General features: G+C 73.6%; 12 protein-coding genes and 1 pseudogene. 4 read left to right on the top strand and 9 right to left on the bottom strand.

Annotation, left to right across the window (positions count from 1 at the left end; genetic code table 11):
- Window positions 1–181: 181 nt before the first annotated feature.
- The 3 genes and pseudogenes from MHY29_RS08285 to nth form a co-directional block, all read right to left on the bottom strand.
- The gene (locus tag MHY29_RS08285; protein WP_239239951.1) at window positions 182–958 is read right to left on the bottom strand and encodes a CoA pyrophosphatase; all 777 of its coding nucleotides are present in this window, start codon (window positions 956–958) and stop codon (window positions 182–184) included.
- A 22-nt stretch (window positions 959–980) separates the two neighbouring features.
- Window positions 981–1,345 (bottom strand): annotated as a pseudogene (locus MHY29_RS08280) (LysE/ArgO family amino acid transporter).
- A 31-nt stretch (window positions 1,346–1,376) separates the two neighbouring features.
- On the bottom strand, window positions 1,377–2,183 hold the full coding sequence (gene nth, locus MHY29_RS08275; protein ID WP_239239948.1) for an endonuclease III: 807 nt from the start codon (window positions 2,181–2,183) through the stop codon (window positions 1,377–1,379).
- 203 nt (window positions 2,184–2,386) lie between these two features.
- Between nth and acs the strand changes: the two genes are divergently transcribed.
- The gene (gene acs, locus MHY29_RS08270) at window positions 2,387–4,324 is read left to right on the top strand and encodes an acetate--CoA ligase (RefSeq protein ID WP_224356482.1); all 1,938 of its coding nucleotides are present in this window, start codon (window positions 2,387–2,389) and stop codon (window positions 4,322–4,324) included.
- A gap of 180 nt (window positions 4,325–4,504) precedes the next feature.
- On the opposite strand, the gene MHY29_RS08265 is transcribed toward acs, so the two are convergent.
- The 3 genes from MHY29_RS08265 to MHY29_RS08255 all read right to left on the bottom strand — a co-directional run bounded on the left by MHY29_RS08265 (window position 4,505) and on the right by MHY29_RS08255 (window position 6,959).
- Window positions 4,505–4,651: a methionine/alanine import family NSS transporter small subunit gene (locus MHY29_RS08265; RefSeq protein WP_224356481.1), complete on the bottom strand. Its 147-nt coding sequence runs from the start codon at window positions 4,649–4,651 to the stop codon at window positions 4,505–4,507.
- A gap of 1 nt (window position 4,652) precedes the next feature.
- On the bottom strand, window positions 4,653–6,230 hold the full coding sequence (locus tag MHY29_RS08260) for a sodium-dependent transporter (protein ID WP_239239945.1): 1,578 nt from the start codon (window positions 6,228–6,230) through the stop codon (window positions 4,653–4,655).
- Window positions 6,231–6,389: 159 nt separating this feature from the next.
- Window positions 6,390–6,959: a CvpA family protein gene (locus tag MHY29_RS08255; RefSeq protein WP_239239943.1), complete on the bottom strand. Its 570-nt coding sequence runs from the start codon at window positions 6,957–6,959 to the stop codon at window positions 6,390–6,392.
- 191 nt (window positions 6,960–7,150) lie between these two features.
- On the opposite strand from MHY29_RS08255, the gene MHY29_RS08250 reads away from it, so the two are divergent.
- Complete coding sequence (locus MHY29_RS08250; RefSeq protein WP_224356478.1) at window positions 7,151–7,828, top strand: Crp/Fnr family transcriptional regulator; 678 nt, start codon at window positions 7,151–7,153, stop codon at window positions 7,826–7,828.
- A 90-nt stretch (window positions 7,829–7,918) separates the two neighbouring features.
- Here MHY29_RS08250 and MHY29_RS08245 read toward each other — a convergent pair whose 3' ends face one another.
- The 3 genes from MHY29_RS08245 to MHY29_RS08235 are packed head-to-tail and all read right to left on the bottom strand — an operon-like array spanning window position 7,919 to window position 9,481.
- Window positions 7,919–8,836 carry an NUDIX hydrolase gene (locus MHY29_RS08245; RefSeq protein ID WP_239239940.1) on the bottom strand — a complete coding sequence of 306 codons (918 nt, stop codon included), beginning with the start codon at window positions 8,834–8,836 and terminating at the stop codon, window positions 7,919–7,921.
- Window positions 8,826–9,311, bottom strand: a complete 486-nt coding sequence (locus MHY29_RS08240) for a RidA family protein (RefSeq protein ID WP_224356476.1) — start codon at window positions 9,309–9,311, stop codon at window positions 8,826–8,828. The genes MHY29_RS08245 and MHY29_RS08240 overlap by 11 nt, the downstream gene beginning before the upstream one ends.
- A gap of 2 nt (window positions 9,312–9,313) precedes the next feature.
- On the bottom strand, window positions 9,314–9,481 hold the full coding sequence (locus MHY29_RS08235) for a DUF4177 domain-containing protein (RefSeq protein WP_224356475.1): 168 nt from the start codon (window positions 9,479–9,481) through the stop codon (window positions 9,314–9,316).
- Between the two features lie 54 nt (window positions 9,482–9,535).
- Here MHY29_RS08235 and MHY29_RS08230 point away from each other — a divergent pair, with 54 nt between their 5' ends.
- Together MHY29_RS08230 and MHY29_RS08225 are read left to right on the top strand one after the other, a co-directional pair.
- The gene (locus MHY29_RS08230; RefSeq protein ID WP_239239937.1) at window positions 9,536–11,797 is read left to right on the top strand and encodes a transglycosylase domain-containing protein; all 2,262 of its coding nucleotides are present in this window, start codon (window positions 9,536–9,538) and stop codon (window positions 11,795–11,797) included.
- Window positions 11,794–12,757 (top strand): metallophosphoesterase (locus MHY29_RS08225; RefSeq protein WP_239239934.1); only part of this gene is annotated, 964 nt, incomplete at its 3' end. The genes MHY29_RS08230 and MHY29_RS08225, both read left to right, overlap by 4 nt.

Genomic DNA, 12,757 nt, shown 5'->3' with positions numbered 1-12,757 from the left:
GCGGGGGGCGTCGGGCACCCAGGCGGGCATGGTCCCTCCTGCGTCGGCTCGGGGACGGGTCCCGCCATTCCAGCCCCGAGCCGTACCCGCCCGCTCGGCCCCGTCCTGCTGCCGTGGACGACGCGCCGGGCCGCGGCACCCTGTGCAGGAGAGGTCCGCGCCGGCCCCGCCCGCGCCCCGCTCAGCCCTCGAGGACCGCGCGGCTGCCGGCGTCGATCAGCGGGGCGCGCGCCCAGGGCTCGTCCCACCCGGCCAGCTCGAGGACCCGGCTGAGCAGCGCCGCGGTGAAGCCCCACACCAGGCGGTCGCCGGCCAGGAACCCGGGGGTCTCGCCGCGCCGGCCCCCCGGGCGCCGCACCCGCACCCGGTTCGCGGGGGCGGCGAGGTCCGCCACGGGCACCCGGAACACGGCCGTGGCCTCGTTGTGGTCCACGACGGCCACGCGGGAGGGGTCCCGCCACCAGCCGACCACGGGGTGCACCACGTACCCGGAGACCACCACGGGCACCGGGGGCAGCACGCCGAGCACCTCGACGCCCGCCGGGTCCAGGCCGGTCTCCTCCTGCGCCTCGCGCAGGGCGGTCGCCACCACGTCGGCGTCCTGGGCCTCCACCCCGCCGCCCGGGAACGCGACCTGGCCCGCGTGGGTGCGCAGGCCGGCGGCGCGCTGGGTCAGCAGCACGTCCACGGCGGGACTCACCCCGCACGCGCGCCCGTCGTGGGCGGCGGGGACGTCGTCGAGCTCACCCACGAGGATCAGCACGGCCGACGCCCGGGGGCGAGCCGCCCGGGGCCAGTCGAAGCCCCAGACCGGAACGGACGACGCCGGGATCGTCGTGAGGCCCGCCTCGTCGTCGCCGGCGACGGGGGCCACGCCGTGCTCGGCCACGATCCGCTGCAGGTCCGCCCGGGCGGAGGCGGAGGAGGGCGAGGACGGGGGCAGGGGCGGGATGCTCATGCGCCCCACGCTAGCCCGCGGCTCACCCCACGAGCAGCCGCACCGCCAGCACGGCCATGACGACGGCGATCACGCCGTCGAGCACCCGCCAGGCGGTCGGGCTGGCGAGGGGCGTGGCCAGCAGGCGAGCACCGTAGCCGAGAGCGGAGAACCACAGCACGGACCCCAGCGCAGCGCCTCCAGCAGCCACGGCACCGCGGTCACCAGGACGCCCACGCCCGCGGTGCCGGCGGCGATCAGCACGGCGTCGGAGAGCAGGCAGACCAGGACCACCAGCCCGACGTGCTCGCGGCGCACGCCCTGGCGCAGCACGAAGGCGTTCTGGGCACCGATCGCGACGATCAGCGCGAGCCCGGCGAGCAGTCCGGTGAGGGCGTGGGTCCACATGGGGCCCGACCCTAGCGGCCCCCCGGCCGCCTCAGGCATCCAGCGTCCATCCCTCGTCACGCAGCTGGCGGCGGGTGGCGCCGGCCCGCATGCGGGCGAGCAGCTCCTCCCGACCCGGCTTGAGCTCGTAGGAGAGCAGTGCGCGGGCCGCCTCCGGCTCGGTCTCCCCCGCCCCGTAGGAGGGGCACCAGCGGGCGATCGGGCACGCCCCGCACGCCGGCTTCCGGGCGTGGCACACGCGTCGCCCGTGGAACACGAGGTGGTGGGAGAGCATCGTCCAGTCCCTCGGCGGGAACAGGGCGGCGACGGCGTGCTCCACCTTCACGGGATCGGTCTCCTCCGTGAACCCCAGCCGGCGGGCCAGCCGCCCGAAGTGCGTGTCCACGGTGATCCCGGGTCGTCCGAACGCGTTGCCGAGCACCACGAACGCCGTCTTCCGCCCGACGCCGGGCAGGGTCACCAGGTCCTCGAGGCGGTCCGGCACCTCCCCGTCGAAGCGCTCCACGAGCTCCCGGGACAGGCGCAGGACCGCCGACGCCTTGTTCTTGTAGAAGCCGGTGGGGCGCACGAGCTCCTGCAGCTCGACCTCGTCGGCGCCCGCCATGGCGACGGCGTCGGGGAACCGGGCGAACAGCGCCGGGGTGACGGCGTTCACGCGCACGTCCGTGGTCTGGGCGGAGAGCACGGTGGCCACGAGCAGCTCGAACGGGGTCTCGAAGTCGAGCTCCGCCACCGCGTACGGGTACGCCTCGGCCAGGGCACGGTCGATCCGCCGGGCCCGCCGGGTCAGGGCCAGGGGCGTCTCGCCGGTGGGCGTCGTCGTGTCGGCCGGGGCCATGGGTCCTCCTCGTCGCGTCCGCCGGGCGCCCTCCCCGGGGTGCCCCGGCCATCGTACGGAGGCGGGGCCGGCGACGTGATCCGTCACGCGGGGGCGCGGGCTTGAACGCCACCCGCTCTCGGCGTCTACTGTGACCCTCAGCACTCACCGTGCCGCGCGTCACACCGGCGCGGCGCCCCCCGCCCGACACCAGGAGGACCTTCGTGGACGAGACACGCGCCACCTATCCGCCGTCCGAGCAGTTCGCCGCGCAGGCCGTGGCCGGCGCCGACCTCTACGAGGAGGCCGCTGCCGACCGCCTCGCCTACTGGGCGCGTCGCGCCCGCGAGCACCTCCACTGGGAGCAGGACTTCACCCAGGTGCTGGACTGGTCCGACGCCCCGTTCGCCAGGTGGTTCGCCGACGGCACCACCAACGCCGCCTACAACGCCCTGGACCGCCACGTGGAGGCCGGGCGCGGGGACCGCACCGCGATCGTCTTCGAGGGCGAGCCCGGCGACACCCGCACCTACACCTACGCCGACCTGGCCGCCGAGGTCCGCCGCGCCGCCAACGCCTTCGAGTCCCTCGGCGTGGCCAAGGGCGACCGCGTGGCCGTGTACCTGCCGATGATCCCCGAGGCCGTCATCACCATGCTCGCCTGCGCGCGCATCGGCGCGGTGCACTCCGTGGTGTTCGGCGGCTTCTCCGCGGACGCCCTCCGCTCCCGCGTCGACGACGCCGAGGCCAAGCTCGTCGTCACCGCCGACGGCTCCTTCCGCCGCGGCAGGCCCTCCATGCTCAAGCCCGCCGTGGACCAGGCGCTCTCCGCCGAGGGCCACACCGTCGAGCACGTCGTCGTGGTCCGCCGCAACGAGGCCGACGTCGACTGGACCGAAGGCCGGGACCTGTGGTGGCACGACGTCGTCCCCACCGCCTCCGACGAGCACGAGGTCGTGTGGCACGAGGCCGAGCACCCGCTGTTCATCCTCTACACGTCCGGCACCACCGGGAAGCCCAAGGGCATCCTCCACACCACCGGCGGCTACCTCGTGCAGACCGCCGCCACCCACCACGACACCTTCGACCTCCACGCGGACACGGACGTGTACTGGTGCACCGCCGACGTCGGCTGGGTGACCGGGCACTCCTACGTCGCCTACGCGCCCCTGGTGAACGGCGCCACCCAGGTCATCTACGAGGGCACCCCGGACTCCCCGCACCAGGGGCGCTGGTGGGAGATCGTGCAGAAGCACGGGGTGACGATCCTCTACACCGCGCCGACCGCCATCCGCACCTTCATGAAGTGGGGCCGGCAGATCCCGGACGGCTACGACCTCTCCTCCCTGCGCGTGCTCGGCACCGTCGGCGAGGCCATCAACCCCGAGGCGTGGCGCTGGTTCCACGACGTCATCGGCGGCGGCCGCTGCCCCATCGTGGACACCTGGTGGCAGACCGAGACCGGCGCCCACATGCTCACCCCGCTGCCCGGCGTCACCGAGCTCAAGCCCGGCTCCGCCCAGCGGCCGGTGCCCGGCGTCGTCCTCGAGGTGGTGGACGAGCTCGGCGAGCCCATGGAGGGCAGCACTGCACCCGGCTTCCTCGTGGCACGCGAGCCGTGGCCGTCCATGCTCCGGGGCATCTGGGGCGACCCGGAGCGCTTCAAGGAGACCTATTGGTCCCGCTTCCCGGGCATGTACTTCGCCGGCGACGGCGCCCAGTACGACGAGGACGGGGACATCTGGCTGCTCGGCCGCGTGGACGACGTCATGAACGTCTCCGGGCACCGCCTGTCCACCACGGAGATCGAGTCCTCCCTCGTGGCACACCCGAAGGTGGCGGAGTCCGCCGTGGTCGGCGCCGCAGACGAGACCACGGGTGAGGCCGTCGTCGCGTTCGTGCTGCTCACCGAGGAGGCCACGGCCGCCGGCGAGGACGTCGAGGCCGTGCAGGAGGAGCTGCGCCAGCACGTGGGCAAGGACATCGGCCCGATCGCCAAGCCCAAGCGCGTGCTCGTGGTCCCGGAGCTGCCGAAGACCCGCTCCGGCAAGATCATGCGCCGCCTCCTCAAGGACGTCGCCGAGGGCCGCCGTCCCGGCGACGCCACGACCCTGGCCGACCCCACCGTGATGGACCGCATCACGGAGGCCGTCGGCTCCTGAGCCCCCGCACCCCGGCCGGCGCGGGGCACCCCCGTCCGGCGCGTCGTGTGCACGACTCGCCGCACCGGCGCCGTCGCCGGCGGCGAGCCGTGAACACCACGGGGACGGGGACGGGGACCGCTGAGACGACGACGCCCGCCTCCCTTCCGGGAGGCGGGCGTCGTCGTCGGGTGCGCGGACTCAGAGGGTGTGGTCGACGTCCACGGCGTCCGCGAGCGTGCCGGAGGTCTCGTCCGGGTGCTTCAGCAGGTGGACGGCGGAGAGGACGAGGCCGCCCCAGACCGTGAGCATGGCGATGACCATCATGATGAGCGCCGGGGTGTGCATGTCAGGACTCCTTCGAGGCGACGGGGGCGGTGTGGTCGATCTCGTTGACCGACTCCTCCGCGTGCAGGCTGGACTTGTGGGACCACGGGATCAGGGAGAGCAGGACCGCCAGGACGACGGACCCGATGGCCAGCCCCCAGCCGTAGACCGCCAGGAAGTCCGTCGGGTAGCCGCCGTACGGGGTGGCGGCGTTCTCGCGGATCCACTCGATCCACATCCAGCCCAGCAGCACGGGCATCACCACGCCCACGAGGATCCGGTACACGCGGCCCACGCGGAAGGACGAGACCGAGTTCAGGTGCGCCACCAGTTCGCCGCCGCGCCGGGCGATCCACATCACGGCGATCACGGCCACGAGGGCGGCGCCCACGATGCCGAAGTTGTTCGCGAACGCGTCCATGGTGTCCAGCATGGCCACGCCGGTGGTGGTGGAGAACAGCGAGATCGAGATGACGGCGGAGATCCCGACGACGACGAGCACGGCGGTCCAGCGACCCCAGCCGAGCTTGTCCTTCACGGCGGAGACGACGACCTCGAGGATGGAGATCAGCGAGGTGAAGCCGGCGATCACCAGCGACGCGAAGAACAGCACGCCGATGAGCGCGCCGGCCGGGGCCTGCGTGATGAGGGTCGGGAAGGCGATGAACGCCAGGCCGATGCCGGAGCCGGCCACCTCGGACACCTGTACGCCGGAGGCCTGCGCCATGAAGCCCAGCGCGGAGAACACGCCGATGCCGGCGAGGATCTCGAAGCCGGAGTTGGAGAAGCCCACCACCAGGCCGGAGGCCGTGAGGTTGGTGCGCTTCTTCAGGTAGGAGGCGTAGGTGATCATGATGCCGAAGCCCACGGACAGGGAGAAGAAGATCTGCCCGTAGGCGGCGATCCACACCCCGGGCTCCTTCAGGGCGGCCCAGTTCGGGGTGAAGAGGGCGTCGAGGCCCTGCACGGCGCCGGGCAGGGTGAGCGAGATGATCACCAGCACCACGAACATGACCACGAGCAGCGGGATGCCGATCATGGAGGCCAGGGCCACGCCGCGGCGGATGCCCAGGCCCATGATGAGCAGCAGCACCCCCCACACGGCGACCATCGGCCAGAACACGCCGGGCACGATGTCGAAGGACGGGTTCGGGTCCTTCACCTGCTGCAGGTAGGTGCTGAAGAGGAAGCCCTCGGGGTCATCGCCCCACCGCTGGTCCAGGGAGAACCAGGTGTACATGATCGACCAGGCGATGATGGCCGCGTAGTACACGCCGATCACCGCGCAGATCAGCACCTGCCACCAGCCGATGGCCTCGGTCCAGCGGCTCATCCGGCGGAACGCCATGGGGGCGGAGCCGCGGAAGCGGTGGCCGATCGCGTAGTCCAGGAACAGCAGCGGGATGCCGGCGGTCAGCAGGGCCACCAGGTAGGGGATGACGAAGGCGCCGCCGCCGTGCTCGTAGGCGACGTACGGGAAGCGCCAGATGTTGCCGAGGCCCACCGCGGAGCCGATGGCCGCGAGGATGAAGGCCCACCGGCCGGTGAACTCCTCGCGGGTGCGCGACGGTGCCGCCGTCGCGCCAGTGGACGTGGACATGGGAGGACCTCCAGGGGGTCGCGGCTCCGCGCGCGGATGCGCGGCGGCCACCGGTGCGTCTGAAAGGGCACACCGTACTCCACGTCCCGCCGCGTGGGCCCGGACGGTCCACATGCTGGAACCCTCCCGGTTCGGACATCGGGCGGCCCCCGCCGCGGCTCAGGCGCGCACGGCCTCCCGCCCGCCCCGGCCCGGCTCGGGGAGCACGGGGGCGATCGCCTCGGCGACGAACAGGCGCGCCTGGGTCCCGAGGTCGGCGGCGGCCTGGCGCACCGGCTCGGGCGTCAGGTGCTCCGCCGCGGCCACCACGCGGGAACGGCCGGCCTCGTCCGCCGCGTCGGCCGGAAGCAGGGGCCGTGCCACGGGCGCCGCCAGCGCGATCACGACGGCGGCGACCGCCAGGCCGGCCACGCCGCCGAGCAGCCCGTCGGCCCGCGACAGGGCGCCGCGGCCGAGGGCCCGACGCACGGCCGCGCCGATCCGCAGCCCGATCCCCTGCCCGAGGACCACCAGGAGCACGCCGGCCGCCACGACGGCGAGCGGCCGCCACGCGGGGTCCGGCACCAGCCCGCCCAGGGGGACGGCGAACAGCACCGCCGCCGCGACGCCGGCCAGCAGCCCCAGCGCCGAGCCGAGCGTCAGCGCGAGCCCGCGCCGCAGCCCCGAGGCCAGGGCCAGGAGCAGCACGAGGGCCAGGACGGCGTCGATCCAGGTGGGGGCGGTGGTCATGGTCGGTCTCCTTCCCGCGGGCCGGCCGGGGGGCCGGGTGGCGCGTGGACCCCCACGCTAACCAGCCCGCCTGGACGCAGGCTCGGAGACCGCCGCGACTCGGCAGGGACAGTGCGATGGGGCACAATGGCACCGACATCCCGGGCGCGCCGCGCCCGCGGCTCGCGGTATCGCAGAAGGGACGCGCACGCATGGATCTCGAGGTTCTCAGGAAGGCCCCGCTCTTCACCAACCTGGACGACGAGGTGTTCTCCATCCTCACCTCCGAGCTCACCGAGGTGGAGCTCTCCCGCGGCGCCTCCGCCTTCCACGAGGGCGATCAGGGCGACCAGCTCTACGTGATCATGTCCGGCAAGATCAAGCTGGGCCGCACCGCGTCCGACGGCCGCGAGAACCTCGTCGCCGTGCTCGGACCGGGCGAGATCTTCGGCGAGATGGCGCTCTTCAACCCGGCGCCCCGCTCCGCCACCGCCACGGCCGTCTCCGCCGCGCGCCTGGCCGGCCTGCGCCACGAGAACCTGCGCCGCGCCATCGCCTCCTCCCCGGACGTGTCCCTGCAGCTGCTCCAGGCCCTCGCCCAGCGCCTGTCCAAGACCAACGAGTCCCTGGCGGACCTCGTCTTCTCGGACGTCCCCGGCCGCGTGGCCAAGGCCCTGCTGGACCTCGCCGACCGCTTCGGCCGCCCCGCCGCCGACGGCCTCCTCGTGGCCCACGACCTCACCCAGGAGGAGCTCGCCCAGCTCGTCGGCGCCTCCCGCGAGACCGTGAACAAGGCCCTGGCCGAGTTCGTGCAGCGCGGCTGGATCCGCCTGGAGAACCGCGCCGTGGTCATCCTCGACCTGCAGCGCCTGCGCCAGCGCTCCCGCTGACCCCCGCCACGACGACGGCCCGCCCCGGCAGGGGGCGGGCCGTCGTCGTCCGCGGACCTCGTCGGACCTCCTCGGTCTGCCGCGGGCCGGTCAGCCGACCGGGTCCACGCGCTCGGCGACGGTGTAGAGCGCGCCGGTGGCGAGGTCGTCGTGCTCGGCCTCGGTCCGCAGCTTCACCACGGGCACGGGGCCGCGGCAGCCGGCGGGGGACAGCAGGAACCCGGCGGCGGTGCGGTGCTCGGCCACGCGGCGCAGCACCAGCTGGGTCATCGGCGTGGACACCTCCTCCAGCGCGACGACGCCGGACTCCCCCAGCCAGCCGTCGGGCCCGGGCAGGGCGGCCGGCTCGGAGAGGAGCCGCCGCGCGGAGAACCACCCCTGCAGCACCGGCCCCTCCGGGCGGTGCACGAGCTCCTGCTGCGGGGGCAGGGCGGCGGCGAAGACCACGGTGTCGAAGCGGCGCGGGCTGTGCGGGGCGGAGAGCCAGCGACCGACGCCGCGGAGCAGGTCCGTACGGAGCCCCAGGCCGCGGTCGCCGAGCAGGCGCGGCAGGGACTCGTCCCCCTCCTCGAGGGACGAGCGGCTGGCGCCCCAGGTCTCCCCGCGGGCGTCCTGGACGAGGTCCATGTCCGCCGGTCCGGCCAGCAGCACGCCGGACTCCTCGAAGAGCTCGCGCACGGCGGCCACCACGTGCTGGCGCACCCGGCGGCGGTCCGCCAGGCCCAGCGCACGCGCCCACTCGTCGGGGGCGGGGCCGTACCAGGTGCAGGGGTCGGCGTCGGAGTCCACGAGGGAGCCGCCGGGGAGGCCGATCCGGCCGAGCGGGGTGCGGCCGGACCGGTGGCGCAGCAGCACCTCGACGCCGTCGGCACCGTCCCGCACCAGCACCACCGCGGAGGCGGGACGGGCGGGGCGGACCTGGCGGTGGCGCTGGGCCAGCCACTGACGGGTCAGCTCCTCCTCGTGCCCGGGGACGCGGACGCGGGGGGCGTCCGGTTCAGCGGACACGGACGGTGATCTCCACCTCGACCGGCGAGTCCAGGGGCAGCACGGCCACCCCGACGGCGGAGCGCGCGTGGCGGCCCGCCTCGCCGAAGATCTCTGCGAGCACGTCCGAGGCGCCGTTGACGACGGCCGGCTGGGCCGTGAAGTCGGGGGCGGAGGCGACGAACCCGACCACCTTGACCACCTGCACGACCGCCTCGAGGTCGCCCACGAGCTCGTGCACGGCGGCCACGGCGTTCACCGCGGCGGTGCGGGCCAGCTCCTGCGCCTGTTCCAGCGTGACCTCGGCGCCGACCTTGCCCGTGCGCGGCAGGGCGCCGGCCACGAACGGCAGCTGCCCGGAGGTCAGGACGAGGTCCCCGTCCCGCACGGCGGGCACGTAGGAGCCCACCGGGGCGGCGACGGCCGGACGCTCGATCCCGAGCGCGGCGAGGCGCTCGGCCGCGGGGCCGCCCCCCCAGGCGTTCTGCCCGGCCATGCTCACGCGTCCTTCGGGCGCTTGAGGTAGGCCACCGGGTTGGCACCCTCCGGGCCGGGGATCACGGTGACGAGCTCCCAGCCGTCCTCGCCCCACTGGTCGAGGATCTGCTTGGTCGCGTGGATGAGGAGGGGGATGGTGGCGTACTCCCACTGGATGCGCTGAGTCATGGGGCCAGCCTAGCGAGGGGCTCCGTCCCAGGGACGGGCGATACACTTCCCGCCATGGCCTCCCGCTCGTCACGCCTCCCCGCGCGCTCCTCCGCCCTGGGGCGGCTGCTGTCCTTCCTGGGCCTCTCGGCCCTCGCCGGCCTCCTCGTCGCAGGGCTGATGATGCCCGCCGCCGGCGCCACCGGCATCGTCTTCGCCTCCGGCCGGGACATGCTGGACGAGCTGCCGGACCAGCTGCCGGCGGAGCCCGTGTCCATGCCGTCGAAGATCTACTCGGCGGACGGCGAGCTGATCGCGACGTTCTTCCAGGAGAACCGCCAGCCGGTGCCCCTGGACCAGATCTCCCCGTACATGCGCAACGCGATCGTCGCCATCGAGGACGAGCGCTTCTACCAGCACGACGGCGTGGACGCGAAGGGCCTGGTCCGCGCGATGGTGAACAACGTGTCCTCGTCGTCGACGCAGGGTGCCTCCACGCTGACCCAGCAGTTCGTCAACAACATGCTGATCAACTCGCAGCAGGTCCGCGGCGACTCCCGCCTGACCCTCTCCGGCACCAAGCAGGCCTCGGACAAGGTCAAGGAGATCAAGCTCGCGGTGGCCGTCGAGAAGCAGATGTCCAAGGACCAGATCCTCGAGGGCTACCTGAACCTCGTGCTGTTCCAGGGCCGCGCCTACGGCATCGAGGCCGCCTCCCAGTACGTGTTCGGCAAGTCCGCCAAGGACCTGGAGCTGTGGGAGGCCGCCACCCTGGCCGGCATGGTGCAGTCCCCCACCCGCTTCAACCCCGCCCGCAACCCGGAGGGCACCACGGCACGCCGCAACACGGTGCTCAAGGCCATGCTCAAGAACGGGTACATCTCCCAGGAGGAGCACGACCACGCGGTCGCCCAGCCCCTCACCTACACCATGAAGGGGCAGTCCACCGGCTGCCTGAGCGCCGCCTTCGGCGCGTACTTCTGCGACTACGTGGAGCGCCAGATCCTGGCCGACCCGACCTTCGGCCCGGACACGGCCTCCCGCCAGGCCCTGCTGGACCGCGGCGGCCTGACCATCCGCACGACGATCGACTCGAACCTGCAGAAGAAGGCGGAGGAGCTCACCCGCCGCGTGATCCCGAACAACGAGTCCCTCGGTGCCGGCCACTCGCTGATCTCCCTGCGCCCCGGCTCCGGCGACATCGTCACGATGGCGCAGAACACCGAGTACTCCATCCAGGACGAGCTCGGCAAGACGACCCTGAACCTCAACGTGGACGCCAAGTGGGGCGGCGGCACGGGCTTCGCCGCGGGCTCCACCTTCAAGCCGTTCATCGGCCTGACCTGGCTGCGCAACGGGGGCAAGCTGATCGACTCCGTGGACGGCTCCAAGGACCGCTACCCGCCGGACGCCCGCTTCCAGGCCTCCTGCCTGCCCGGCGGCTACACCACCGCCGGCGGCGGCACGCAGGGCTGGCAGCTGAACAACGTCATCGACGGCATGAAGAAGCGCGACCGCATCGACGAGGGCATCTTCTGGTCGGTCAACACGCCGACCGTGGCCCTGGCCTACCAGATGGACCTCTGCGACATCGTCAACACGCTCACGCAGGTCGGCATCGTCACCGCCAGGGACGGCGCCCCGCTGAGCCCGGCCGAGCCCTCCTTCGTGCTCGGCAAGGACGACGTCTCCCCGATGACCATGGCCGGCGCCTACGCGACCCTCGCCGCGAACGGCAAGTACTGCAAGCCGCGCGCCATCACCGAGGTCACGGACACCACCGGCAACCAGTACACGGTCCCCGCCCCCGAGTGCCGTCAGGTCCTGGACCCGGCTCAGGTGGCCGAGGTGACCCCGCTGCTCCGGCACATCGCCGCGCACAACATCGCCCCGGACGGCACCGGCTACGAGTTCGCCGGCAAGACGGGCACGAACAACAACATGTCCTCCACGTGGTTCATCGGCTACACCACCGAGCTGGCCACGGCCGTCTGGGCCGGCCGCTACACCAGCCAGAAGACCATGCGCGGCGAGACCATCAACGGCGTGGTGCAGAAGGAGTTCTACGGCGCCACCGTCAACGGCGGCACGTGGCTCGAGTGGAACGACATGGCCAAGCGCACCTTCGTCCCCGGGGAGCTGCCGGAGTTCGACGGCCCGCAGTCCGAGGACCCCGCCCTCGAGGGCGACCACCCGGACGGCCGGTTCTACCGGCCGGAGGACATCGACCGCAACGGCGGCACCCCGACCTCGAGCCTCGGCCCGGCCGCCGGCGAGACCGCGTTCTCCAGCGCGGAGAACGCCGCGAAGTTCGAGAGCGGCGTGCTCACCCGATGACGGACGCCCCCGGTCCCCGCCTCCGGCGGCTCACGCGCACGGCCGCGTGGGCCGCCGGAGGCGCGTCGGCCCTCGGTGCGGGCGCCCTGGTCTGGGGCCGGGTCGAGGCGGAGGCCCGGGTGGTCCGCACGCACACGGTGCCCGTGCTCCCCGCCGGAGCGCGCCCGCTGCGCGTCCTGCACCTCTCCGACATCCACCTGCTGCCTCGGCACCGCGGCCGCCTGGAGTGGCTGCGCTCCCTCGCGGACCTGGAGCCGGACCTCGTCGTGGACACGGGGGACAACATCTCCTCCGCCGCGTCCATCCCGCTCCTGCTGGACGCCCTGGCCCCGCTGCTGGCGGTCCCCGGCGTGTTCGTGCCCGGCTCGAACGACTACTTCACGCCCAAGCCCGCCAACCCGCTGCGCTATCTCCGCGGCCCCTCGGAGCTCGAGGCCTCCCGCTCCCGCCTGCCCACGGAGGACCTGTTCTCCGCGTTCCGCGCGGCCGGCTGGACGGACCTGACGGACCGGGCCGCCGACGTCGTGGTGGGCTCCGGCCCGGACGCCGTGCGGATCCGCGCGGCGGGCACGGACGACCCCCACCTCGGCCTGGACCGCTGGCCCGGCTTCGACCTCGCCGACGAGGGGGCCGCGGGCGATGCCCCGCTGCTGCGCCTGGGCGTCACCCACGCCCCGTACCGGCGCGTGCTGGACGCGATGACGGCGGACGGCGCGGACCTGCTGCTCGCCGGGCACACGCACGGCGGTCAGGTGTGCCTGCCGTTCGCGGGCGCGCTGGTGACCAACTGCGACCTGCCCCGCTCGCAGGCCTCCGGCCTGTCCTCGTGGACGGCGGCCGGCCGCACGGTGCCGCTCGAGGTCTCCGCCGGCGTCGTCGGGTCGGCGAACACCGAGTTGACGATCAGGCGGATGACCTGCGTGAAGGCCAGGGCCACCAGGCCGGCGGCGAGGGCGGAGA

This window comes from Micrococcus sp. ACRRV (assembly GCF_022346985.1).
Classification (GTDB): domain Bacteria; phylum Actinomycetota; class Actinomycetes; order Actinomycetales; family Micrococcaceae; genus Micrococcus; species Micrococcus porci.
The sequence above is the reverse complement of the archived record's forward strand: the minus strand, read 5'-3'. Positions and strand labels throughout refer to the sequence as shown.